Origin of the sequence: Bacillus sp. ABP14 (assembly GCF_001831375.1) — a bacterium.
GTDB lineage: Bacteria > Bacillota > Bacilli > Bacillales > Bacillaceae_G > Bacillus_A > Bacillus_A paranthracis.
On sequence record NZ_CP017016.1, the window covers coordinates 3219815 to 3244301 of the forward strand.

A 24487-nucleotide genomic window follows, 5' to 3' on the forward strand; every position below is an offset into this window, starting at 1 on the left:
TTAAAATTTGGAGGTATAAGAAATGAAAGCGATGATAATTGATAAGTACGGAAAAGTTCCAATGCGCATGGCAGAGGTACCTATTCCTGAAATAAATGAGCATGAAGTGCTCGCAGAAATTCATGCAGCTAGTATTAACCCAATTGATTTTAAAATACGCGATGGAAAAGTAAAGATGTTACTTAAATATGAAATGCCCCTAATCCTTGGGAATGACTTTGCTGGTGTCATCATAAAGGTTGGATCCAAAGTAACTCGTTTTAAAGTCGGTGATGAAATATATGCACGTCCAAGAAAAAATAAGATTGGTACTTTCGCGGAGTATATAGCCATTCATGAAGATGATATATCTTTAAAACCGAAAAATTTAAGTTTTGAAGAAGCTGCTTCAATTCCACTTGTTGGCTTAACATCATATCAAGCATTACATGACATTATGCAATTACAAAAAGATCAAAAGATTTTAATTCACGCTGGATCTGGTGGTGTTGGTACTTTCGCAATTCAGTTAGCAAAAATAATGGGCGCTACCGTTACAACAACTGCTAGTGAAGCTGGTTCCGATTTAGTAAAGTCTCTTGGCGCAGATCAAATTATTAATTACAAAACAGAAAAATTTGAAGAAATACTAAAAGATTATGATGCAGTATTTGATACCATTGGTGGTACAACACTTGAAAAATCATTCAATATTATAAAAAGCGGCGGCAACATTGTTTCCGTTTCAGGAATGCCAAATGCTCGTTTCGGTAAAGAATTCGGTTCAGGATTTTTCAAAACATTCTTATTTTCATTAGCAAGTAAAAAACTTACTGCACTTGAGAAAAAGCATAATGCTCAATATTCATTTTTATTTATGAAGCCAAGCGGGGATCAATTACGTATTATCGCAAATTATATTGAAGCTGGAAAAATCAAACCGGTAATCGATCGCGTTTTCCCTTTTGAAGATGCGCAAAAAGCAATGGAATATTCAGAGGCCGGAAGAGCAAAAGGAAAAATAATTGTAAAAATGAAATAATAATAAAGACTCCATTTTCTTCAAATGGGGTCTTTATATTTACTGTTAAATAGACATAGTGCAGTGAAGTCCTTACAATAGATTGCAAGGGGAAATATCATATTATACTTTTAGCTAATTTTACAAAGAATACATACGTACAAATACATAATAAAAAAATAAACAAGGAGGAGATAAAATGACTAAAAATAATGAAGCTGGTTGGAATTTAGACCATAGTTATACAACTTTACCACAATCATTTTATACAGAAATCCCCCCTACTCCTGTAAGTTCACCGGAGTTAGTTAAGCTAAACCATTCACTTGCGATATCTCTTGGCTTTAATCCTGAAGAATTGAAGAAGGAAGCCGAAATCGCTATTTTCGCTGGTAATGCACTCCCAGAAGGAGCTCGTCCATTAGCTCAAGCATATGCCGGTCATCAATTCGGACATTTTAATATGTTAGGCGACGGTCGTGCTCTTTTAATTGGTGAACAAATGACTCCTTCAGGTAAACGTTTTGACATTCAACTAAAAGGTTCTGGTCCTACTCCGTATTCACGCCGCGGTGATGGTCGCGCTGCACTCGGTCCGATGCTACGTGAATATATTATTAGCGAATCTATGTATGCACTTGATATTCCAACTACCCGCAGTTTAGCAGTTGTAACAACTGGTGAACCAACCTATCGTGAAACAAAGTTACCTGGAGCTATTTTAACTAGAGTAGCAAGCAGCCATATACGCGTCGGCACATTTCAATATGCTGCAGCTCGCGGTTCTATCGAGGATCTTCAATCACTAGCTGACTATACAATAAAAAGGCATTATCCAGAAATTGAAGCTCATGAAAATCGATATACTGCATTGCTACAAGAAGTCATTAAAAGACAAGCAAGTCTTATCGCAAAATGGCAACTTGTTGGATTTATTCACGGCGTAATGAACACTGACAATATAACGATTAGCGGTGAAACGATTGATTACGGCCCTTGTGCATTTATGGACAATTACGACCAAGGAACTGTATTTAGCTCCATTGATACACAAGGTCGCTACGCATATGGAAATCAACCATATATGGCCGCATGGGATCTCGCGCGACTAGCTGAATCTTTAATACCAATCCTACACGAAGATGAAGAAGAAGCATTAAAGATTGCTCAAGACGAAATTTCAAAATTTAGCGTACAGTATGAAAACCAGTGGTTCCTTGGAATGAAAAAGAAATTAGGACTATTTAGCAACGAAGAACAAGATCAATCACTTATTGAGCAACTTTTAAAAATGATGGAGAAATTTAAAGCGGATTACACAAATACATTCCGTTCATTAACTCTTGATACGTTAGAAAATACGCCTCTATTCGATAGCCCTGAATTTAAAGAATGGTACAAACTGTGGCAATCTCGATTAGAAAAACAAGAAGAATCGAAAGAGAATGCCTACGAAATGATGAAAAATAATAACCCATCCATCATCCCAAGAAACCATCGCGTAGAAGAAGCACTAGAAGCTGCTGTTACAAATGGCGACTATAGCGTAATGGAGAAACTTCTTGAAGCTCTAGCAAATCCTTATGCGTATTCTACAGATCAAGAAGAATACTGCGTTCCACCTGCGCCTACGAATCGTCCTTATCGTACTTTTTGTGGGACTTGATGGTTTAATATGTAAAAAAGGTGTGTTCATACAAATTGTGTGAACACACCCTTTTTATATTCCCACCTCTCAACTAGAACTTTAAAATGCCCCTCCCCGATTCCCTTTCTTTACTCCAAAACAAAATTAACACTATTCCAATCGGCTTACTGAAAAGTTTGTTAAACAAATATTGAGAAATAAAAACCATATTTCTAAATATTGTTATTTTTGACACTATATTTTATGAGAATATTCAAAAAGCGAGGGGATTTCATGAACGTTCAACTACAAGGTAATGAACAAATTACAAAATTATTTAATGACTGGTATAGGATAATATTGCAACATCAAACAATCGAAGCAACAAAAATTAAAAATGATATTGAAGATAAAATCTCTAATTCTGACAAAGATACTAATCTACTATTGTATTATTCACTTTTAAATTTTAGATATGAAGTTTTAACTAATGGTTTAAATATTACAAAAGATGCTTTTAATAAAATTGATTCCTATCCAATACCAGAAAATAATTGTCTTACTTATTATTATCACTTCTTTAAAGCCATTCATAATACAATTCTTGCAGACTATAATGAAGCTAAAAATCATTTCGAGAAAGCAGAAAAACTTTTAAAATATGTGCCTGAAGAATTAGAACTTGCTGAATTCAATTATCGTATCGCCTCTTTTTATTACCAAATATACAAGCCATTATTAGCTATTAACTACATACAACAAGCTAAAATTTTTTTCTCTACACACACCGGATATGAAGTTAACTTAGCTGCATGTGACAATGGTTTCGGGCTATCTTGTCTAGATTTAAGACAATTTGAACAAGCTGAAGAAAGTTTCAACTCCGCTATCGATATTCTTAAAAAGAAAGGCGAAGAATCATTACTTTTACGTACAAGAAATAATATTGGTTTACTGTACGCAAACCAAAACCTTTCTTCTTTAGCAATTCGTCATCTATCAGAAGTTACTGAAAGTATGCCGAATCATTTTAAAGCTCTTTATCTACAAGCAGATGAATATTTGAAATTAGGTGAAAAAGAATCTGCATCTCAATTTATTGAAAGAGGTTTATCCGTCTGTAACAAACTAGAAATTAAAGAATATCAATATCGATTTAAAATCTTAGACGAGCTTTGTAAAGAATCAAATACAATTGAAATAGAAAAAGTAGTTTTAGCAGGAGTTTCTTATTTCGAAACAGAAGAGTTATGGGAATGCATCGAAGAGTATACAGAAAGAATAGCAAATAAGTTTTATGCAGAAGAAAATCACTTCAAAGCAAGTAAATATTTTTATTTAAGCAATCAAGCACGTAAAAAATCATTAGCTAAAGGGGCGTTAAAATAATGAAAAAAATTGGTTTAACACTATCGGCAATAGCATTGACATTAATTTTGAGTTTTGGATTTAGTCATAATTCCAAAGATGTGGCCTTAAATAAAGGCGATACATGGTCTCCAGCATACGGGCTTAAACAAGCATAACAAAAATTCGTGCTAATAATTAGCACGAATTTTTAATTTATATAAATTTAACGCACACATCCTTTATATAATCGTTAATCTTTCATCAACTCAGCAATCCCCTTACTCCCCTCACTACCAACTTTCTCAAGTTCCTCCACAACTAATTTCTGTCTCTCTACAGAATGATTTTGACTTAACTTCGCTTTTCCTTCTATTTTATTTATCTTTACTTTGAACCCAACTATTCCCTTACTTAATCCTACCATATAATTCGGGTCTACATCATTAAGTGAGTAGGCGCTCTCTGGATCTTCATACTTATGTACTAACTCTTGAAGAGAATCTATTAATTCCTGTTCATCTTCAACAAATTTTAATTCACCATATACATGCACTGCAACGTAATTCCATGTTGGTACTGCATTGTTTGTTTCATACCATGACGGAGAGATGTAACTATGTGGTCCTTGAAATATAGCTAGTACTTGCTGAGTCCCAATATCTTTCCACTGTTCATTCGGCCGTGCGAAGTGACCATGTAAAGTAAGGGTCTCTCTATTTAATAACAATGGTAAATGCGTTGCATATGGTTCCCCATTATGTTGAGAAAATAACGTTGCAAAGCTATTTTGTTCCATTATTTCGTACTTCATTTCTTCATCTTGTATTGCGAAATATTTTGGTATATACATAAACTCCCTCTTTTCCGGTCTTTTATTTCTCATTATATTTAAGTCTTGTGGCATTCAACAGGGCCAGTTTGTATTTGTTTTATAATGGCAGCGTTCTATTTCAAAAGAATAGGCAGCATGTATTCCATGCCGCCTTAGTTTATCTTTTCTAATATATTTGTAATAAATGCCGTCTTACCTTCACTATAGCTCGTTCTACTTTTTGTCTCTCTTGCTAACTCTTCCTTTAAATGTCCATATTCAACAGCAACACCTTCATGTTCACGAAGATAATCCCGAAACGCTATATGTCTTCTTAGCTCTTCACTTTCTTTATCACACACATACAAATGATGTTCCATCCAATCTGCACTTTCTCCGTCCCACGGAACGAAAGCGCCCTTTCTGCCGAACGCCTCTCTCCCTTTGTAGCTCCATTCTGCCTGATGATAGTATCCTATCGCTTCAAGCTTTGTTACTACTTTAGGAAAAAAACCATAATCTTCTATTACAATATCAATATCTAATATTGATTTTGCTGCAAGCCCTTTAATAGATGTACTCCCAACATGTTCAATGGATAAAATGCTGTCTTCCATTACATCGTTAATGAGAGTTTGTAGCTTATTAAATTCACTTTCCCATTTGATGTTATATTCTTCGATAGTAATTCTTTGTTTCAATGTATCCCTCTTCTCAAAAGCAACTATAACCTTTGAATATGAGTATCTTTAAAGTGCCTCTCATATTTCAATCCATATCCAAACATTCGATCCATTCCAATATGTGCTGTCCATATTAAACCAATCATAATAACTATATCTATCTTAAAATAAGCACCTATGATAACAATTAATATCGATATGATATATGTGTGAAATAAATTATAAATGTTAGCCCCAACATGATTATTTATACCATACGCTAACATTGATAAATCCGGAGCTAAAAGGAACAGAAAAAATATTATCCAACTAAATTCATATAATGAATACGTATAAATCGCGGCCAAGAATACAACTAAGCCTTCAAAATGTACAATACGCTTTTGCATTCTTTATCATTCCTATTTTTCTATATTTACCGATAAAGTTTCATCACTGAAAGTATCCTTTGCATTTTTTGACCAGATGGTTGCTAATATTGGTCCTGCAATGTTATGCCATACTGCAGCTAATACACTTGGGAGTGCGGCAACTGGTCCAAAATGTGCAGTTGCTAGCGCAACACCTAAACCTGAATTTTGCATTCCTACTTCTATTGAAATAGCCCTTCTTGTCCCTTCGTCTAGTCTAAGTATGAATGCTGTTATATATCCGAGTAAAAAACCGAAAGCATTATGGAGCATAACGGCAATAAAGATAAGAAGGCCTGAAGAAGTAATACTACTTACATTTGCTGAAACTACCGCTGAAACAATAATGATAATTGCTAAAACTGATATGAAAGGAATAACAGTCATTCCTTTCGTAACAGTTTTCGGGAAAAACTTCTTCACTACTAATCCTAAAATAATAGGTATAATAATAACTTGTACGATAGAAAGAAACATAGACATAGGATTAACCGGCATCCATTGTCCTGCAAGTAATAGTAAAATAAGAGGTGTAGCAATTGGTGCTAGTAACGTTGATAATGATGTCATTGCAATAGACAGCGCTAAGTTCCCTTTTGCTAAATAAACCATAACATTTGATGCGGTGCCACCCGGTACTGAACCGAGCAACACTAATCCAGCTGCTAATTCGGCTGGCAGATTCATAACGTAGGCTAGTACGTATGCGACAAGTGGCATAATAATAAACTGAGCACATACACCGATAATAACTGGCAATGGTTTTGTAGCAATGATTTTAAAATCAACAGCCTTTAACGTTAATCCCATCCCAAACATAACAACCCCGAGTAAAATCGTTATGTAACTATTTAACCCGAGAAATGGAGCGGGAATAAAATACGCAATAGTTGCAATACAAATAACCCAAAATGCAAAATACTTTCCAGCTATATTACTTATCGCTTCTAGTACTTTCACCCGATCAGCTCCTATCCTTTAATTGAAACACCTTATTCGGATTCAAAATATTTTGCGGATCAAGAGCTTTCTTTATTTTTTCCATTACGAATAATGCCGCCCCATGTTCTTCTTCCTGATACTTCCGTTTTCCAATACCAACGCCATGTTCCCCTGTACATGTTCCTCCTCGTTTAAGAGCATATAGAACGATACTTTCATTTATTTCATCTGCTTTTTCCACTTCTTCTTTATCGTTTGGATCAACCATCAAGAGCACGTGGAAATTCCCGTCTCCTACATGACCAAGAATACCACCAACAAGACCATTCTTTTCTAATGTCTCTTTCGCTTGTTGGATAGCTCCAGCTAATTCTGAAATAGGTACACATACGTCTGTACTCATAAGCTTTTTACCAGGATAGCTATGAACGTAAGCATATGCTAGATTATGCCGTGCATCCCATAATTTATTTCTCGCTGCAGTTTCCGTTTCAAAAGCAACTTCTTTACATTTATGATCAAAAACAATTTCCTTCGTAAATTCAACATCTTGCTTTAACCCTGCTTCATTACCGTGAAACTCTAAAAACAATGTAGGTTCTTCTCTGTAACTTGTTTCACTATAATGATTGACTTGTTTCATAGATAGTTCATCAACGAGTTCAATTCTCGCAATCGGAATACCCGCTTGCAATATGTTAATAACAGCTTCTACTGCATCATTTATAGTTGGAAACGATGCTCTCGCGGCCATAACATGTTCTGGTATACCGTATACTTTTAATGTTAACTCCGTAAAACATCCAAGTGTCCCTTCTGACCCTACGAAAATACCATTTAAATGATAACCTGATGATGACTTCGCTGCTAAATTCCCAGTATGTATTACTTCTCCATTAGCAAGAACGACTTCTAAATCACGAACTTGATCACGCATAACACCATACTTCACGGCTGTCGTTCCACTCGCATTTGTAGCAGCCATTCCCCCTAACGTTGCATCTGCCCCTGGATCTACACTAAAAAACAAACCGTATTTCTTCAATTCTTTATTGAGCTGAGAACGAGTCACTCCTGGCTGTACTTTCACCAGAAAATCTTTCTCTCTTATTTCAAGAATTTTGTTCATTAATGAAAAATCAACCGTAATTCCCTTTTCATAAGGGATTACATGTCCTTCTAAACTAGAACCTACCCCAAACGGAACGACAGGTGTCCCGTGCTCACTCGCTATTTTCATTATCGTGCTAACCTCTTCGGTCGTTTTCGGAAAAACTACTACATCAGGTAAACTACTAGCATGATAAGATTCATCTTTACTATGTAACTCTCTTACTGTTGTATTGATTACTACTCGATCTTCGGGAAGTACACCCTTTAATTCATTTACTAAACGCTCTACCGTTATTTCCATCTTACACTCTCCTACTTTCTATAAATTTGAATTACAAAATATGTTAACTATTTTATACATAATAATCCGAAAAATTAAATAATTCAAGTTTTACATGTACGAAATTCATTTCTTACTTTCGAATAAAAAAAGAACTTGCAACAATTACTGCAAGTTCTTTTCTATAAAACTATATTTTAAATGACTTCTTTATTAACAACATAAACCAAATTAAAGTAAATGCCATCAGCGAATGAGAAAACCCAACAATATAAGTTAACCCTTTAAAGTCCGCTCCATTTAACTGAAGAAGCCCTCTTGCTGCCAATGAACCTAACATTAATATTAATGCGATATTATGTACAACAAACCACTTATTAAAACTTTTCGCTTCATGAAACGCGAATACTTTTGCTAATCCTAAAGCAATTAAAAAGAAGAAAAAGCCGAGTACAAGTGTATGTGTATGTAAAAGGTTTAACAAAGTAGATCCTACAATCCCTTTATACTTTCCATACTCCCTAGCGAAAATCCCTGATAATAAACCGATAATCAAATACGTAAACGATGCATTATATAATTTCTTCATTATGTACCTCCTTGAGTAGAATGTGTAGTGTGTCATATTTAGTAATAATGATAGTTATATAGTAAAAACTCCTAGTCACCTAGGAGTCATTGTATAAGCATCTCACTCTTTACAATCAATTCTAATTATAAAATATCCCTTTATACAAAACAAACGAACTTTATGTGAACAATCCGGGCTCTTGTAAAATATGTTGCGATTTTGTATTACACAATCCATACTAATGATTATAAATGTTAAAGGTGGTGCAGTAGATTGTGATAGTTCTTGAAACGGAACGACTCGTTCTTCGCTGGTTTCATCTAAAAGATGCTCCATTTATTCTCGAGTTAGTAAACGATCCTGCATGGATTCAGTATATCGGTGATAAAAGGATTAAAAACTTAGAAGATGCAAAAAAATACATCTTAAACGGACCCGTTGATATGTATAATAAAATTGGCTTCGGCCTTTACTTAGTAGAACGAAAAGAAGATCTCACTCCGCTCGGTATGTGTGGCCTTATTAAAAGAGATTCATTAGAAGATGTTGATATCGGCTTTGCCTTTTTAGAGAAATTCCGTTCGAAAGGATATGGCTACGAGTCAGCTTCTGCTGTAATCGAATACGGAGTACAAAAACTAGGTCTGAAACGAATTGTAGCCATTACTACTACTGATAATATCCAGTCAGGAAAGCTTTTAGAAAAAGTAGGATTGAAGTTCGAAGAGATCATTTCGAACTCAGGGGAAGATTTAAAATTATTCGGCTATAACGCGTAAAAAGATTTTGAAAGAAAAACCCTTGATCTATCTACGCTAAGCAGAAAATCAAGGGTTTTATTTATATTCTAAGAGGCGTAATGATCCAATAGAATGCTCTTCAATATGTAAATCTGTTTCGTGATGTAGTAAACCATCAATGACATGAACGGCATCCCTAGCATTCGGATTAATCACTTTTGTATGAAAGCTAGAGAATTGATCACTCATAAAGCGATAAAGTGAAACTTTAATTAGTGGGGGTTTTTTTCATCCCCCACTGATTATTAGCCTTCACCAACCGGACTTTAATGGTTAGCACCTTTACCTGTTCCGTGATGTGGATTTGCGTCTGCATGTAAAGATGAACCCCCCATTTGCATGCCCATCCCATCTGAAGACGAAGTGGTACCATCTCCCCAATAAGAAGCTAAATCTAGTTGGTGCTGGTAATTTACTAATGTTGCTTGTGCCTTGTTCATTGAATCTTCACCACTCGTTTTTTATCGGACTTCTTTTTACTGTACTTTTATTTTCTTTATGAGTTATTAGAAAAATAATTGTCTATATAAGTCTTTATTTTTTCAAAATCCTTTTCCATAAATAAGTTTGCGGGTACTTCAATTATTGGAAGATTATTTTCATTATCAAAAGGTGGACACGGTTTGGGAACTACCAAATAGTCAACTGAGTTTTTATCCCTAATATAATTAATCGAAACATCATAATACTCAGAAAAATATTCCTTCAAATCATCCTGATTCCTTAAAAATGGTAGAGAAAATATTGAACCATAATTTATACCAGCGTCGACAATTAATACAAAGCATATTTTTTTCATGATACACCCTCCTCGTATAATAAGTTTTAAGTTAATAACTGTTCCTTGAAAATTAAATAGTTTTTATCTTCAAGAGCTACATCAAAAAAATGATGTATGGGTAAAATTTAGTCTTGGATACCAGAGGGTTTCCCTAAATAATGGAAGTGCAGAAATGGATCCATCGGGAATATGCTTACTCCTCCTGTAGTTCGAGCACGTTAAAAGACTGCGACCCAGACCAAAATGCACTACATACGCACAAGCTGTATTGGTTTCCTTTTTCATTATATTCAATTAAATTATATCATCATTTTACATAAATTTACAGACTTTGTTTTTTATTTTATTGGTAAACTTATGCTTAGCATGAATTGGAGTGCTTTGGATTGAATTAGCGGTGCCTCGTCAACGTTGTACACAGTGCAATTATACATTTACTTTCGATTACGGGTTAGGGTTGATTCGCTCTTCAACAGCCTCATTTCGTCGTGAAATTGTACAGCGTTGTAAGGGGCGCGCTTTGTCAGATGTTGCCTGCCAATATAACTTGCCTTACACCACGTTAAAGCGCTGGTTTTATTGGTATGCACCTGAACAATTCCATGATGAAATAGCTACTCGAATTTGTGTAGATGAGTTTGCGATTCGTAAAGGGCACACGTATGCAACAAGTGTGCTAAATGCAGATACAGGGCGTATTTTAACTGTCGTTCCAAATCGTAATCAAGAGGCAATCGAAACAGGCAAAAAGACAATTAGCTGATTGGATAAAACGCTATCAATTCCATGTTTGCGGTGCGGTTGCGAAAATTGTGAAAAGCTTCGTATTACGTGAGAAAGCGATGCTCGATACAATTGTGTCACCTTTATCCAATGGAATCATGGAGGGAACAAACAATAAGATTAATCTTGTCAAACGGCGTGGGTTTGGCTACAGAAATGATGACCATCTTTTCTTGCGCATTCGCTTAGAAACAGAACGTTAATTTTATCAACCCCATCTTTTGGTGATGATCCTTTCATATCGCATTTTTGGTACTTTATAGAAATAATTCTTCCGTTTATAAATTTATTATATTAATATATTAAATAAAGAGGTGAGAATAAATGGGACAACCACTATTTTTATTAGTTCTTCAATTCATTACATTTATATTAATTATTTGTATCTTATATGGAATCTTGTATAATGTCGTATTGAATTTAAATATGCCTAAATGGACTGCACATATGGTAGCTACGTTATTTTCTCTTGGTAGTGCCTATCAAGCTTTTGTAAATTTTTTTGTATAACACGCAACAAAAAGGTCGCCACTCACGGCGACCTTTTTACTATTTCACTTCTACCGTATAATTCCCTGTTCCCCCGCCATACTGATACACATGTAAATAATATTTCCCTGGATACGTGTAGTAACTTCCTACTAACTTATTTCCTTCTTGCTGGGCATACGTAACATAATTATTTAAATCTGCTTCCGAATAAAGAACCCAATTTACTCCAATATTATTTTCCTTCGTTACATTAATTTGCAGGTTTTTCGCCGTTTCCACATTTATTTCAAAGTAATCACTCGTATCACCGTTTCCTAAACTAGCACGTAAAACTTGATTGAATTGCAGTTTATTTGCTGTCTGGAATGAGTTATTCGGCTCTTTTTCTACACTATTATCTTCTTTCTTTTGAACCGTTACATTCGTTGTAACAGTATTCGTTAACCCTTTATCATCTGTTACTGTTAATTTTGCCGTATATGTTCCTTCTTTTGTGTATACATGAGTCGGATTTTGTTCATTACTTACAGTACCATCACCAAACTCCCATTTATAAGCAACAATTTTTCCATCTTCATCTTTCGATCCATCGCTTTTAAACGAAATTGCTGCATTTACATTTCCGCTATATGGGCCGTTTATAACCGCAACTGGCGCTTTATTCACAGCGCCTTCTTCTGTATTAATACCATGGAATACAACATCATACTCAAATTGTCCTGATGCATTCACACGATAATTCACGAAGTACGCTGTTACTGTTTTATAGCCTGTCCATTCTTTTGCACTTAAACGTTTTAACGTATCATTTACGTTTTGTGTAATTGATTTCCAGTCTTCATATTCTCCTTTTGCAGTCGTACCTGTATATGTTCCTTGTAGTGTAAATGTATGAAAGAACTGTGATTTGTTTTTCTTAACCGATACATTACTTAATTTTGCTTCTGCTGTAATTTCTGCTGCAATATCTGAAACTGGTTTCGGTGCGTGCGTCGCTAAATAATCATCTGATACTAATGGAACATTATATTTCTCACGGTTATCTACTAACATTTGCATATAGTCTTGATACTCTTTATTTAAATTCGCATCTTTACTTAAAGCAGAGCGGTATGCATCATATGCTGTTACATCATTTTTTCTAATAAGATCATGAATTTTGTCAAACATATCATATCTCTTATTGTACATGTACGATTGTAAAGCGAAGGAATAATTATAGAAATCCCACGTCCCATACTTTGCATTTAACGTTCTCTCTGCCGTATAACGGTCTGCTGGATTTGAAGATATTCCTCCTATAATGCTCTTTCTCGGTACAACATTATCTGTTCTCGTTGCACCTGCAAAAAACTCCGCATTCCCTTCTTCAAACCAAGATAATCTCTCATTCTCATACATCTTCCCTTGTCCCCAAAGTCCTGGTACTTCATATCTACCTTGTAAATAATGCGTGAACTCATGTCGGAACAATTCTTCCAAACTATAAATGCTTTCTTCTGGCGTACGTTCATAAGTAAAGAACGTACCTGTTCCTTCTATATAAAGACCGCCGTTATTCGTTTCATACCCGTATAATTGACGGTTAAATTGATATTCAGCTGGGCTATTATAAATAACCATCGTTAATACATCATCAGGATTGCCTTTTTCTAACGGCTGGTCACTTTCAACCGTACGATGGAATTGTGCCTTCACTTCTTTTGCCGCCCAATATAGACGTTTTACTTTTTCCTCAGTCACCTTATCTCCAGCTTTTAACACAATTGCTCCATCATCGAACGTATACGTTTTCGGTAAATATTTTTTCTTACCATCTTCTCTTATTTGATCTAGATCAACCACTTTACCATTCGCATCTTTCCCGCCATAATTCGTCGCAATTTGCTCAGCAGCTACGAAATATTGCTCACCTAAATACGGATAGATTTTCATGGCATCTGTTACAACTTGCAACCCTTTCGTCCCTGTACTATGGAACGTACCAAGTCTACCTGTATAATAAATACCATTATTAATAAGCCAACCATTCTTCTCTGTCACCGTTCCAATTAAAGCAAAACGACTTAATTCATTAATATAGCTATCAATTTTTTGATACCATACTGTATCTTTCGGTGCTTTTCTCGTATCGTACAAATATGATTGAATATCGTAATCAACACCTTGCATAATATCGTAAATCGCATTTCCAGCTGAAAGATTATCTACCAATGTAGAAAAATTATCATTATATTGTTTAAAAATCTTCGCAGCTGATGTGATCGTTTCCACATCACTTGAAGCATTTCCAATTAATTTTCCATATAATGAGACAACTCTATTTTGTTCTAACGTACCGAGTTTAAAATTCGGGTTATTCGCAATCGTTTTTAGTGCAGGTAAGCATTTATCATGATAGCTTCGCTCATTTAGTTTACTTAATTCTGTATGATAAAATCCTAAATAAAAACCAGATCGTAACACCTCTACTAAAGTCTCAATCCCTTTTGAATCATCTTTCGTATAAGCTTGTCCTTGCTGGTTCAATTTATCAATAATTACCTGCATTCTACTATCATTTTGATAGAATGCAAGACTATCCTTATTAAACTGAAATAGCCCAGTAATTTGCTCCCAATCAATTGTTACAAGTAAGTCCACTAACTGCTGATTGCTCAATTGATTTAATTCAGCAATTGTATACGTTTTCGCTACAGCTAATTGCTTACTTTCCTTTTTCACTTCAGGCGGTCTTTGTGACAAATCAGCAAATTGTAGCCTTTTCTCAAAAGACTTATTTTCCAACACTTTTGATGAATGAGCTAATTCTTGCACTGGTAATTGTAAACCAATCGGCTCCATTTTGAGCACATTCCGGTATGAAACTTGCTCTCCCTTTGTACCTTCTGCCAATGCGTCCCCTTGAAAACTCCCTAATATAAAACTAGCAAAACTTACCCCTACTAACACTTTTTTTGAATAGCCTTTCATGCTCTCCCCTACCTTACATTTTTTAGTGTACCGCACCATTATTTTACTATTTTTACTTTTTATACTGTATTGAGAAAAAATAAGGTAACGTTCACACATGTATCCATACCATGCAAAATTAACACTTGACTTTATGTGCGTTTTATATCAAAAAAAGATAGATAATAGCGAAATTCCCGCTACATCTATCCTCGTTTTCAAAACTATGATTTTAACTTTATGAATGTAACTTCTGGTAATGTTTGCATATGCTGAATAAACTCATTCTTTTCTTCTGACGATATATTTTTCAGTTGCATCCCTACCTTATAAACAGTTTCTATCCCTTGCTGTGAAGTTTCCACTTCATATGAAAGTATTGGAATTCCTTTCACTTGTAGTGTTTCTAATATTTGTTGTACTGCTTCATGTTTATTTATACACATTTGCACCGTTATATTTTGTGGAAATAAAAATTGCACCTTAAAAATACGACTTACAATCTCTAAACCAATTAAAACGAGAATCGTCGCTCCAATTCCTACTACATACATACCAGCACCAATTGCTAATCCAATTCCTGCTGTGGCCCATAAACCAGCTGCTGTCGTTAATCCTTTCACCGCCTGCTTTTGAATAATAATTGTCCCTGCACCTAAAAAGCCTACACCACTAACAACTTGTGCTGCAATACGGCTTGGATCAAGTGCCATATGTTCTTCATTCATAATATCTGAAAAAGCATATTTCGAAACGACCATTATTAATGCACTCCCTACCGCTACTAGGAAATGTGTTTTTAATCCCGCCTCTTTTGATCGAATTTCCCTTTCAATACCAATTATTGCTCCTAACAAACCAGCAACACCGATTCGTATAATGAAATCAATATTTACACTCACGAGCCCTTCCCCCTTTCATTCATTATAGATAGATAAAACAAAAATTATCACACACATCCATTTATCGATATGAAGGAATACTACTAAAATACACTTAATACCTCGGCTATTTTATGTTAATATTTTAAATATTAACATAAAATGAATAACTTCTAATTTTAAACCTCTACTCATTTTCTTAAAAAACAAAGGTGGATTACATGAAATGAGGTTGAGAAAGTTTAGAAAACGTTTTCATTTTATTTCGTATTTTTTTACAAATACTATATGAATAAAGGAGCTTGCCAACAATGAACGTCTCTTTGCTTACACCTACTACCGATTTACAAGACGAATACTTAGATTTTTATAACGAATGGAAAGATAGCGGTGAAACGATGATTCCGTGGGTTATTTCAAAAGACCCTTCTAACTTCCCCGCTATGGTGCAAGAACTACTCGATGCACATAACGGAGTAAACCTTCCCCAATCTTGGGTACCAGACTCTACATATTGGCTCGTTACAGATAATAATAGAATTGTAGGAGCTGTTAATATACGCCATAGTTTAACCGAACATTTATTTAACGCTGGCGGTCATATCGGTTATGGCATTCGCCCTTCTGAAAGAAGAAAAGGTTATGCTACGAAGTTATTAGAATTATCCCTAGAAAAAACTAAGAAATTAAACATCACGAGAGCACTTGTCGTGTGCGATGAAGTAAATACTGCTTCAGAAAAAACAATTTTACATAACGGCGGGCTTCGTGATAAGGATTTCATTGAGGAAGATGGGAATGTAGTAAGACGTTTTTGGATTGAGCTATGATGAAGTCCTCCAATGAAAATAATCTTGTTATAGAGAAGTATAGTAAAAATAATGAGCTACAAGTAAAACAACTTATTGATTTATACAATGAAGAATCGTACGTATTTCACTTATTACGAGATAATAAAACAAAATGTGCGTATGTTGTCTACTATAAAAAAGATGTAGTAGGCATCTTTTTCACCTGGGGCAGTAACTTCCATCCATACTGCACATACTTTCGAATATATACGAATCCTTTCTATGCAGAGCTACACATTGAAGAATTTTTATTAAACGAGATTCAAAAGCGAGAAAACTTTAAACTCCCATTACAAACCTCTATATGGGAAACATCAGCTCATTTAAAAACATTTTTTGAAGAACATAATTTTACGGAAATCCGAAGAACATATATGCCGATATTAGACTTACAAAAAATAGTTTCTATCGATATAGTCCCTAATTCAAATTATCATGTACAAACTTTATCGAACATCGTATCAAATAATAATTTATTAGAAAAACTAGCCTACTTAGTAAAAGAAAATTATGAGCAAACCCACCTAGCAAATCCCGTTGCCTCATTCCCACTACAAACTTGGCAAGAGATGATTTTAGCTGATGACGTACTACTAGATGGGAGCTTTCTCATTATAGATGAAGAGCATCAAATTATGGCATACTCTTTCCTCCATACATCAGAAAAGGATAATACGGTAGAACTAGGATGGTGCGGAACTCACACGAAAGACGATTTATCCTTACTAAAACTGCTCGTTTTCGAACAATTTATGTATGCAAATAAACATGGCTATTCTTTCATTCAAGGTGAGTTCGATTCAACAAGTATATATGCAATGGAGATATTAAAATCCGTTCCTTTCAATCCTTGTGCTACCTGGATTACGTATCAAAAAGAAATCGGAAGGTAATTATATACCTTCCGACTTCTTTTATGCTGTTTCTATTTCAAACTGTACTGTAATACCACTCGGGTCTACTACAGTAAATCCAGTTAAAATCTCATTTATTCCATGTTGTTTTTCTATTAATCTTTCTTTCACTTCATCTAACGCTTCTTTATGCGGCAGTACTATCGTATACACTTTTAATCCAGTTGCATATGCCGGTGGGTGCGGATTATTTACTCCGTTCCACGTATTTGCACCTATATGGTGATGATATCCTCCTGCAGAAATGAATAAGCAGTCATCTTCGCGTTGTTGCACTTCAAACCCTACTGTCTCTACATAAAACTCGTGTGACTTCTCTACATCAGCTATTCGTAAATGTACGTGTCCAACGACAGTATTAGCAGGTAATCCATCAAATTCATAATCAACAAGCGTTGCTAGTTCTTTTAAATCAAGCGGGGTACTTCCTCCTGGCCCTTCTCCCCATTGATCGCGCGGACGATCCGCATATATTTCAATACCATTTCCCTCTAAGTCTTGTAAATAAAACGCTTCGCTATACGTATGATCACTCGCACTATTAAACCTTGAAATTGGTAAAATTTCATTTGAATATGTATAACGCCCCTCTTGCTCAGCTGGACTATCAATTACATTCTTATTACGAATCACACCAAATAATGCCGACGCAAAAGCCTCACGAGTCGGAACCAAAAAGGCTACATGATATATACCAGTCGTACGCGGCTCTTGCAGTACCCCGTCCTCTAACTTTTCAAGAACAAGTAATGTATTTTTTCCACCTTTTCCAGATAAATATGCTTTATTCCCCTCTTGCTTAATTACTTCTAAGCCTACAACATTCTCATAAAAGGCAATTTGACGTTCTAAATTTATCACCTTAAATTCAACATGACCAATACGTGTTTTCGGATGAATTTGTACCATAAATAACTCCATCTCCTTATCCCAATATTCTTCCATTACATATAACCGTTACTATGAAGGATACAACTAAAATCACCCTATGTAAATAAGAAAAGTCAGAATTTACACTTATTTTTATATTCATAATAAAAAGTCACCTCTTCTAACTTTCAGAAAAGGTGACTTTACAAAAATAGTCTGTTCTAATTCTTATCGCATTTTATGTACTTCAGCAACTAACTTTCCGCCCTGAATGCCCATATAAAGTTTCACAGGTGCATCATTCGTGTTTTCAAACACTAAATCTAAGTATGGATATGCAATTGTAGCATCTCTTCCTTGTGGAACGTAACCTACCGTTTTAGAATGTGTTGTTCTCTCTACCATTTTCAAACCAGCTTGATCTGCCGCATTGTATAATGTTGATGATGTTTGACAAACACCACCGCCATATCCATCTACTAATTTACCATCTACAATTTCTTTTCCTAATTGATATCCTTTATCTGGCGTTGTATCACCAATTAATGCATTGAAAGAGAAACGGTCTCCTTTTGCTAATACAACTCCATTTATGCTCGCTGCTGACAAACGAATATTTTCAATACGGCCACCTGTTGAGCCACCTAAATTCGTTTCATATCTACCAATTACCGTACCACTTCCTTGCGCATCACTTAATGTTGCAGTAGGCTTCTTCTCAACAATAGGTAATTGATAGGAAGAATCCCACATACCTACGTTTAATAATTTATCTACTAATTCTTTTTCCATTAATTCATAAGAAGGTTTCCCTTCTTGCCAACTTCCATCAGATCCTAGACGTGAAGGGACCATCTTTTTGTCAACATTTTTCCCAACTTCCCTAGCAACCTTCTCAACTGATTTTTTAAATTTCGCTTCATCTTCAAAATAACCTAGACTCGACAAATCTAACTTTTTCACTTCCGTACCTGTACGACCATCTACTAAACTAATAGAATCCTGTACTTCTGCTTTAGCCTCTACCGTGTGGCCACCAATATCACTTACTAATGCAACATCACTTACTTTTGTACCACAGCCACTCACTACAGCTACACATAAAACCCCAACTAATATACCCTTTACTTTACGGAACAATATACTCTCCCCTTTTCCCCAATACTACTTTTATGTATTATTTCATTTTTATGTATGTTTTGTTACAATCATTTTACAATATATTTATAAATTGTTACAAGTTATTTTTTACTCTATATAAATTACTCTTTTCTTTTCCAAATGTCTATACATATTTACATAAAAGTTTGAGTTTGATAGAATTGTAACCTTTACGTAACCTCTCCCTATTATCCAGTATATACCATAAAACGAGCGGAATACAAATGTAAAACTCCATATTCGTATTTATAAAAAACATCCTGTGAACATAAATAGGTATTTGCCGTGCCACACTCCGCTTTTACACATACATTATGGTGAATTAACCTATTTTAAAGAAATGGAGGATGTTTTTATGTACCCCTACAATCCATACGATCCATATAACCAAAATGGTTATCAGCCTCAATATGATTTACAGGCACAATACCAACAATATATAGATCCAACAGAACAAGTTAATCCATATGATCAAACTCGACAATTCCAACTTCCAATCTCTTTTCCTGGTACTGGAAACCGTCAGCTAGAAAGACGAGTAAATGAACTGGAACAAAGAGTACGTCAATTAGAAAACACGGTTGAGCGTCATACACGTAGATTAAACCGCTTAAACCAACGTTTACGTACAGTAGAAAACAGACTGAACATTCCATTTTCAGCATTAGAAGACGGATTTTAATTTCGGAAATAAAAAATATATGAAGGAAGGGGGCTTCCCCTTCCTTATATAAATTGACGAAAGTTTTTTCCATCTCTATACTGATAAGAGTTAATGAAATGAAACAAGGTGATAAATATGGATTTTGAAATAAATTATCTTTCCTTTTATGTTGTACAAGTAGAAGGAAAAGGTGAAGCTGTTGATAAACACTACAAACATTTTCAAACATTAGACGCTGAAGAGTATGAAGATAGCTCCTTAAAAGAATTTTTGAATGGAGAATTATTAAAAATTTCAAAGAGAAAAGTAGAACGTCATGCGAAAACAGAACAAGCTCCGACAAAGATCGGTCGCTTTATTGTAGAAGAAGGGCACGAACTTGATTCAAACCCTCATTACAACTTATTTAATCGCATCCGCTTTGCAGAAACGAAGGAAAACTTCAAAGATATGAGCGAACCTCTCGTTTATACATATCTTGACACAAGTGCTGTACGCGGTGGTGTATTTTTAATTGCGCAAGCAAAACTACGCAAATACTTTGATGATCCATTCGTTTTCGTTATGAAATGTGACTTCGAGCCGAAAGTCGCTTCCATTTCCGATGAATCCACACTGATTCGTAACGTTGAAATGGCCATCACAACAAAAAATATGAAATCTATCCAATATCCGTACATGCCCGAAGAAGGTATGGTCGAAGTGGGCGAGCTAAAAATTCACCAAGCATCACACGCACGTTACTTTGAAGACTTCTTAAAATTCGTCGAATACGAACGCTCTATGCCTGAAATTATGAAAACACAAGTAATGGACATGGTATACGACCAAATTGAAGATGTATTTGAAGAAGGTACGGAAGAACGCGAACAATTCGACCAAGCAATGGAAGTATGGGCTGCCAGTCCGAAACGTGAAATTATGGAACAATTTTCAACCGAAGAAGTAATGGAGGCTACCGCTCAAATCGTCGAGCATGCTCCTGAAGTGGAATTAAAGCTAAAAGCAGACCATATCTCTGTAAAGGCCCTACTTGCTGATTTCGGGGATCAAATACATATCGCAAAGGTAAATGACCGATACGTATTAATGATTGAGGCTGATACACTTACATTTGAGAAAGGCTTCTCTCCTATTGAATTTCTGAAGCCGGATGAATTGCAAGACGTAATTGAGCGGATTGAGAATAAGCAGCAGTATTCTTATGATCCAAACGGGATTGAATAAACCATTCTATATCCCTATTTTTACAGAGCACTATTAACAAACGATCTTTTATTTGGGACATATTTGAAAGTTATGTAAAAAACCGATTCTACTAAGAATCGGTTTTTCTGCTTTATAATAAAATATGCTTATTTTTGATCCAAGAGGACATTTGTCACAGGATTCAGTAGATTTGTTTTTTGTTGTACAAGTGTATTTCCATTAGAGTAGTCACTATGTATATTGGTAAAATGAAATTTTCATTTTACTACCTCAAATTTATTGTACTCGTAAAAAGATAATTGAAAACGATATTTTGGATGCTCTCTCATCCAATCGTAAGCTTCTTCTAAAATATCCATTTTGTTTTGTAAGTCATTCAATTCACTACATTCGTTCCTTTTCTGTTTGCATAGCGGACAGAATCCATTCACTATTTCAATACTCGTCGCCCTAATCGTTTTACTTTCTAAATCAACTACTAAACGAAGAAGAAAAGAATGCTCTTCTTTTGTAGTCACCGTCATTTCAGCAATCCCATCCTCATTCCAAAAGACTCCGTTTAATTCCATCTGTACGTTGACGTCTTTAATATCTAAGTCTATCACTATCACACCCACCTTGTCTAAAACTCTTATCTTACTCTTCTATTTTAATCTTTAACACACCACGACTTAAAGAGATATTAAGCTTTTTTCCAATTCTTCTTCTTTGCTATGAAAGGAAGTGTAATTACCGCTAATAGCGTGGTAAATATTATCCCAAAAACTAAAACTGTTACAATGTTAAAGATTGCTTCCATTCAACTTTACCCTCTTTCATTTCTATGGGCTCTAATTTTATGAATATATTAAAAAATTTCTTACCACACCTTAAATTTCAAAGTAGCACAACAAATCAATTCCTATTTATATGAATACTTTATTCATCCATCAATACAATGACAGTAAATTTATGTAGCTAGAAATAGAGAAGAATGTCATTTAACCTCTGCATTCTTCTCCATCTCAGCCAAATACCTAATCTGCCTTTCCGCTTTTCTAACCGCCGTACGAAAATGTTTTTTCAGAAGTTCTATTGTAGGTTCACTTATATAATATCTTTCCGTTATACTTTCCCACGTGTCACTACTTTCAAATGTACTCCAAACGAAAGGACGCTCAGTATTTTTTCTCATTTCTTTAAATACCCATTTTCGCATCTTTTTTTTCGCTTTTTCTGTTAGTTTTCCGTTCTCTACAAGTTCAAGTTCGCCATGTCTTTTATACCTTTTAGTAATATCTCTCTCGCTATATGCTTTAAGAAGTATGTTCGCTGTATTCTCAGCATCGGCTAAAGCTCGGTGCTGCTTCCCTTCCCATATTAAACCGAGCTGTTCTACTGCAGATTGTAAACTTGGTGTATGCTCAAACAATTCTTCATACGCTTGAAAAACAAATTTTTGTAAATCAATTCTTCTTTCTTTTTGCATACAAGGGCATTCTACACTATGTAACGTACAATCATGAGATAGAAATCGATAATCTTCTTTTCCCCATGTAACAAATATAGAATCTTCTCCGATAAACTGAATAAATTTTTCTATAATTTGCGGGAATTTCTCGACACCAATTAAATCTTTCTTTGTAATTCCCGTTAATTTTGTCGTATGACGAGTAAGTCGTGCCCCCGGTTTTACTAACTCCGAAAATTCTCCAATTACCTCCATTGTACTTGCTTCTATTTTTACAGCTCCGATATCAACTATCTCTGACGGATCTTCTGATTTATATGGCCTAAAATTTCTCTCTATATCAAACACAATAAAATGTGTAGCGTTTTCCAATTTATTTACCTCTTTCTACATTCCTTTTCACACACATACTTTATTTTCAGTATTTATTTATTCATACACTTTATGCATGTAATACTTCATCTAAAAAACGAAAATTCAATCTCATTATGCTATGTACATAGGAGGTTATTCAATAAAAATGCAAAAAAAAAGAAGGGCAAGCCCTTCTTTCTTCCACAATTACTTCTTGTTAACGTTTGTAGCTTGAGGTCCACGGTTACCTTGTTCTACTTCGAAAGTAACTTCTTGACCTTCTTCTAAAGTTTTGAAACCTTCGCCTTGGATAGCTGAGAAATGAACGAATACGTCTTCTCCGCCTTCAACTTCGATGAATCCGAAACCTTTTTCTGAGTTAAACCATTTTACTTTACCGTTTTGCATGTAAAAAATCCTCCTACAATGTACCTATATGTACATATTCATTTTCAACCACTTTACAAAAATAAGTCAGACATTAAAAAAACTGCAACTCTGAGGAGATTTAACATTGCTATCCTCCTCGGAAGTTACAGCTCATTTAAATCTCTATATTATTAAAAGTAAAATGGTTTAAATATAATATATCATATCAATATAATAAAAGCAAAGTTTTTTTGCTATACAACTTTTTTCTTCCACTGCATCGCTTTTGATTCACCTGATCCAGCTACAAAATAGGCTTCTTTTTGGTTCACAATGCGCCAGCCATGCCCTTTAACTGAATCACATACTGTTACAATTCCTTCTTCTAAAAGTACACGACAAACAGTACTAATCCCAGCCTTATTTTGCGTTGACGTTGTATATAACACATGTTGATCTACACTTAAGTCTAAATAGCTACTTGCTTTCTGCTCACTTTGACATGTGTGCCAATATGGTTTTTCACTCTCAATACTTTCATTTATTTTACAAAAAGAAATATTCCCGCTAATGCCTTTGCATGATCCACTGGCTGCTACTAAATAAGAGTTGTGTAAAGTCAACGCTGAGATCATTTGATTCATCACGATTTTAATCCTCTTTAATTTACGTGTCTCCAAATTAAAGAGCCAAACACCACCATATTTAGCATGTATTTTCGTACCGATAAATAAGTAATGTTTATATAAAAACAACGATCGAATAGATGGTGCTCCGCCACCATATCCAAGAAATGGATGAATGGTTTCCCATGTCGAACCAAAATCATTCGAATGATACAACGTTTTATCTCCATGAGCAATGACAGTTCCTTCTATATTACTACATACATTCCAACTCGTTGCCTTTGTTGGAAAACGTTGAACCGTCCAATTCTCTCCACCATTCATACTACGAATAAAAATTCCTTCGTCACCTACACCATACACTACATTATCTTCGCTATGTAAATCCCTAATTCGTTTTTGAAAACCATTTAAAATTTGTTTCCATTCTCCGTCTTGTTCAATAAATAAACCATTATATGTAGTAGCTAACATAAGCTTCCCATCTCTTAACTTTGTAATAGCGGTCGCACTTAACATTGTCTCCACGTTGACACTCCCATT

At 34.9% G+C, this 24487-nt stretch carries 27 protein-coding genes and 1 pseudogene; 12 read left to right on the forward strand and 16 right to left on the reverse strand.

Translation table 11 applies throughout. From position 1 onward, the window contains the following. The first annotated feature begins 22 nt into the window (after positions 1–22). From BGI23_RS16735 to BGI23_RS27665, 4 genes are all read left to right on the forward strand, one after another. The gene (locus BGI23_RS16735; protein WP_070806624.1) at positions 23–1021 is read left to right on the forward strand and encodes an NADP-dependent oxidoreductase; all 999 of its coding nucleotides are present in this window, start codon (positions 23–25) and stop codon (positions 1019–1021) included. Positions 1022–1199: 178 nt separating this feature from the next. Then, on the forward strand, positions 1200–2666 hold the full coding sequence (locus tag BGI23_RS16740) for a protein adenylyltransferase SelO (RefSeq protein ID WP_070806625.1): 1467 nt from the start codon (positions 1200–1202) through the stop codon (positions 2664–2666). 255 nt (positions 2667–2921) lie between these two features. Next, on the forward strand, positions 2922–4016 hold the full coding sequence (locus BGI23_RS16745; protein ID WP_070806626.1) for a response regulator aspartate phosphatase: 1095 nt from the start codon (positions 2922–2924) through the stop codon (positions 4014–4016). Beyond that, on the forward strand, positions 4016–4153 hold the full coding sequence (locus tag BGI23_RS27665) for a Phr family secreted Rap phosphatase inhibitor (protein ID WP_000719639.1): 138 nt from the start codon (positions 4016–4018) through the stop codon (positions 4151–4153). The genes BGI23_RS16745 and BGI23_RS27665 overlap by 1 nt, the downstream gene beginning before the upstream one ends. Before the next feature lie 74 nt (positions 4154–4227). Here the strand turns inward: BGI23_RS27665 and BGI23_RS16750 are convergent, their stop codons facing one another. The 6 genes from BGI23_RS16750 to BGI23_RS16775 form a co-directional block, all read right to left on the reverse strand. Beyond that, positions 4228–4827: an FMN-binding negative transcriptional regulator gene (locus BGI23_RS16750; RefSeq protein WP_070806627.1), complete on the reverse strand. Its 600-nt coding sequence runs from the start codon at positions 4825–4827 to the stop codon at positions 4228–4230. A gap of 134 nt (positions 4828–4961) precedes the next feature. Then, complete coding sequence (locus BGI23_RS16755) at positions 4962–5489, reverse strand: GrpB family protein (protein WP_070806628.1); 528 nt, start codon at positions 5487–5489, stop codon at positions 4962–4964. Positions 5490–5512: 23 nt separating this feature from the next. Continuing rightward, a complete protein-coding gene (locus BGI23_RS16760; protein WP_070806629.1) occupies positions 5513–5860 on the reverse strand; it encodes a DUF4260 domain-containing protein in 348 nt (115 codons plus the stop codon). A gap of 12 nt (positions 5861–5872) precedes the next feature. After that, positions 5873–6841, reverse strand: a complete 969-nt coding sequence (locus tag BGI23_RS16765; protein WP_070806630.1) for a bile acid:sodium symporter family protein — start codon at positions 6839–6841, stop codon at positions 5873–5875. 4 nt (positions 6842–6845) lie between these two features. Further along, positions 6846–8237 (reverse strand): FAD-binding oxidoreductase, encoded by a 1392-nt coding sequence (locus BGI23_RS16770; RefSeq protein ID WP_070806631.1) that lies wholly within the window; start codon positions 8235–8237, stop codon positions 6846–6848. 169 nt (positions 8238–8406) lie between these two features. Then, positions 8407–8805 carry a DUF2871 family protein gene (locus BGI23_RS16775; RefSeq protein WP_000737903.1) on the reverse strand — a complete coding sequence of 133 codons (399 nt, stop codon included), beginning with the start codon at positions 8803–8805 and terminating at the stop codon, positions 8407–8409. Between the two features lie 257 nt (positions 8806–9062). On the opposite strand from BGI23_RS16775, the gene BGI23_RS16780 reads away from it, so the two are divergent. After that, positions 9063–9566: a GNAT family N-acetyltransferase gene (locus tag BGI23_RS16780; protein WP_070806632.1), complete on the forward strand. Its 504-nt coding sequence runs from the start codon at positions 9063–9065 to the stop codon at positions 9564–9566. A 93-nt stretch (positions 9567–9659) separates the two neighbouring features. Here BGI23_RS16780 and BGI23_RS27670 read toward each other — a convergent pair. Both BGI23_RS27670 and BGI23_RS16790 read right to left on the reverse strand, forming a co-directional pair. After that, positions 9660–10036, reverse strand: a pseudogene (locus BGI23_RS27670) (Tn3 family transposase); the annotation flags it as partial. A 47-nt stretch (positions 10037–10083) separates the two neighbouring features. After that, on the reverse strand, positions 10084–10386 hold the full coding sequence (locus tag BGI23_RS16790; RefSeq protein WP_070806633.1) for a hypothetical protein: 303 nt from the start codon (positions 10384–10386) through the stop codon (positions 10084–10086). 358 nt (positions 10387–10744) lie between these two features. On the opposite strand from BGI23_RS16790, the gene BGI23_RS27675 reads away from it, so the two are divergent. The 3 genes from BGI23_RS27675 to BGI23_RS16800 all read left to right on the forward strand — a co-directional run bounded on the left by BGI23_RS27675 (position 10745) and on the right by BGI23_RS16800 (position 11661). Then, positions 10745–11131: a transposase gene (locus tag BGI23_RS27675; RefSeq protein ID WP_172801694.1), complete on the forward strand. Its 387-nt coding sequence runs from the start codon at positions 10745–10747 to the stop codon at positions 11129–11131. Positions 11132–11135: 4 nt separating this feature from the next. After that, positions 11136–11354, forward strand: coding sequence for a transposase (locus BGI23_RS28990; protein ID WP_369805088.1), 219 nt, complete (start codon positions 11136–11138; stop codon positions 11352–11354). Between the two features lie 121 nt (positions 11355–11475). Next, positions 11476–11661 (forward strand): hypothetical protein, encoded by a 186-nt coding sequence (locus BGI23_RS16800; RefSeq protein WP_044793338.1) that lies wholly within the window; start codon positions 11476–11478, stop codon positions 11659–11661. 39 nt (positions 11662–11700) lie between these two features. On the opposite strand, the gene colA is transcribed toward BGI23_RS16800, so the two are convergent. Next, a complete protein-coding gene (gene colA, locus BGI23_RS16805) occupies positions 11701–14616 on the reverse strand; it encodes a collagenase ColA (RefSeq protein ID WP_070806635.1) in 2916 nt (971 codons plus the stop codon). A 203-nt stretch (positions 14617–14819) separates the two neighbouring features. Further along, on the reverse strand, positions 14820–15497 hold the full coding sequence (locus BGI23_RS16810) for an MgtC/SapB family protein (protein ID WP_001992971.1): 678 nt from the start codon (positions 15495–15497) through the stop codon (positions 14820–14822). 290 nt (positions 15498–15787) lie between these two features. On the opposite strand from BGI23_RS16810, the gene BGI23_RS16815 reads away from it, so the two are divergent. Next, a complete protein-coding gene (locus tag BGI23_RS16815) occupies positions 15788–16306 on the forward strand; it encodes a GNAT family N-acetyltransferase (protein WP_070806636.1) in 519 nt (172 codons plus the stop codon). Continuing rightward, positions 16303–17220 carry a GNAT family acetyltransferase gene (locus BGI23_RS16820; RefSeq protein WP_070806637.1) on the forward strand — a complete coding sequence of 306 codons (918 nt, stop codon included), beginning with the start codon at positions 16303–16305 and terminating at the stop codon, positions 17218–17220. Before BGI23_RS16815 ends, BGI23_RS16820 begins: the two co-directional genes overlap by 4 nt. A gap of 21 nt (positions 17221–17241) precedes the next feature. Here the strand turns inward: BGI23_RS16820 and BGI23_RS16825 are convergent, their stop codons facing one another. Further along, a complete protein-coding gene (locus BGI23_RS16825; protein ID WP_070806638.1) occupies positions 17242–18150 on the reverse strand; it encodes a VOC family protein in 909 nt (302 codons plus the stop codon). A gap of 189 nt (positions 18151–18339) precedes the next feature. After that, a complete protein-coding gene (locus BGI23_RS16830; RefSeq protein ID WP_000488988.1) occupies positions 18340–19251 on the reverse strand; it encodes a VanW family protein in 912 nt (303 codons plus the stop codon). 376 nt (positions 19252–19627) lie between these two features. Here BGI23_RS16830 and BGI23_RS16835 point away from each other — a divergent pair, with 376 nt between their 5' ends. Together BGI23_RS16835 and BGI23_RS16840 are read left to right on the forward strand one after the other, a co-directional pair. Further along, positions 19628–19954 (forward strand): hypothetical protein, encoded by a 327-nt coding sequence (locus tag BGI23_RS16835; RefSeq protein ID WP_070806639.1) that lies wholly within the window; start codon positions 19628–19630, stop codon positions 19952–19954. Between the two features lie 117 nt (positions 19955–20071). Continuing rightward, the gene (locus BGI23_RS16840) at positions 20072–21163 is read left to right on the forward strand and encodes a DUF3900 domain-containing protein (protein WP_044793344.1); all 1092 of its coding nucleotides are present in this window, start codon (positions 20072–20074) and stop codon (positions 21161–21163) included. A gap of 239 nt (positions 21164–21402) precedes the next feature. Here the strand turns inward: BGI23_RS16840 and BGI23_RS16845 are convergent, their stop codons facing one another. The 4 genes from BGI23_RS16845 to BGI23_RS16860 all read right to left on the reverse strand — a co-directional run bounded on the left by BGI23_RS16845 (position 21403) and on the right by BGI23_RS16860 (position 24472). Next, positions 21403–21750, reverse strand: a complete 348-nt coding sequence (locus tag BGI23_RS16845; protein ID WP_070806640.1) for a hypothetical protein — start codon at positions 21748–21750, stop codon at positions 21403–21405. Positions 21751–22121: 371 nt separating this feature from the next. Beyond that, positions 22122–22967 carry an exonuclease gene (locus tag BGI23_RS16850; protein ID WP_070806641.1) on the reverse strand — a complete coding sequence of 282 codons (846 nt, stop codon included), beginning with the start codon at positions 22965–22967 and terminating at the stop codon, positions 22122–22124. A 189-nt stretch (positions 22968–23156) separates the two neighbouring features. After that, positions 23157–23357: a cold shock-like protein CspB gene (cspB, locus tag BGI23_RS16855; RefSeq protein WP_001179150.1), complete on the reverse strand. Its 201-nt coding sequence runs from the start codon at positions 23355–23357 to the stop codon at positions 23157–23159. A 215-nt stretch (positions 23358–23572) separates the two neighbouring features. Beyond that, entirely contained in the window at positions 23573–24472 is a 900-nt protein-coding gene (locus tag BGI23_RS16860) for a WD40/YVTN/BNR-like repeat-containing protein (protein ID WP_044793350.1), read from the reverse strand. Positions 24473–24487: the final 15 nt, after the last annotated feature.

Coding starts and splice junctions, on each gene's coding strand:
- BGI23_RS16735 (WP_070806624.1), top strand. CDS start 23: ATGAAAGCGATGATAATTGATAAGTACGGAAAAGTTCCAATGCGCATG.
- BGI23_RS16740 (WP_070806625.1), top strand. CDS start 1,200: ATGACTAAAAATAATGAAGCTGGTTGGAATTTAGACCATAGTTATACA.
- BGI23_RS16745 (WP_070806626.1), top strand. CDS start 2,922: ATGAACGTTCAACTACAAGGTAATGAACAAATTACAAAATTATTTAAT.
- BGI23_RS27665 (WP_000719639.1), top strand. CDS start 4,016: ATGAAAAAAATTGGTTTAACACTATCGGCAATAGCATTGACATTAATT.
- BGI23_RS16750 (WP_070806627.1), bottom strand. CDS start 4,827: ATGTATATACCAAAATATTTCGCAATACAAGATGAAGAAATGAAGTAC.
- BGI23_RS16760 (WP_070806629.1), bottom strand. CDS start 5,860: ATGCAAAAGCGTATTGTACATTTTGAAGGCTTAGTTGTATTCTTGGCC.
- BGI23_RS16770 (WP_070806631.1), bottom strand. CDS start 8,237: ATGGAAATAACGGTAGAGCGTTTAGTAAATGAATTAAAGGGTGTACTT.
- BGI23_RS16775 (WP_000737903.1), bottom strand. CDS start 8,805: ATGAAGAAATTATATAATGCATCGTTTACGTATTTGATTATCGGTTTA.
- BGI23_RS16790 (WP_070806633.1), bottom strand. CDS start 10,386: ATGAAAAAAATATGCTTTGTATTAATTGTCGACGCTGGTATAAATTAT.
- BGI23_RS16800 (WP_044793338.1), top strand. CDS start 11,476: ATGGGACAACCACTATTTTTATTAGTTCTTCAATTCATTACATTTATA.
- colA (WP_070806635.1), bottom strand. CDS start 14,616: ATGAAAGGCTATTCAAAAAAAGTGTTAGTAGGGGTAAGTTTTGCTAGT.
- BGI23_RS16815 (WP_070806636.1), top strand. CDS start 15,788: ATGAACGTCTCTTTGCTTACACCTACTACCGATTTACAAGACGAATAC.
- BGI23_RS16820 (WP_070806637.1), top strand. CDS start 16,303: ATGATGAAGTCCTCCAATGAAAATAATCTTGTTATAGAGAAGTATAGT.
- BGI23_RS16825 (WP_070806638.1), bottom strand. CDS start 18,150: ATGGTACAAATTCATCCGAAAACACGTATTGGTCATGTTGAATTTAAG.
- BGI23_RS16835 (WP_070806639.1), top strand. CDS start 19,628: ATGTACCCCTACAATCCATACGATCCATATAACCAAAATGGTTATCAG.
- BGI23_RS16840 (WP_044793344.1), top strand. CDS start 20,072: ATGGATTTTGAAATAAATTATCTTTCCTTTTATGTTGTACAAGTAGAA.
- cspB (WP_001179150.1), bottom strand. CDS start 23,357: ATGCAAAACGGTAAAGTAAAATGGTTTAACTCAGAAAAAGGTTTCGGA.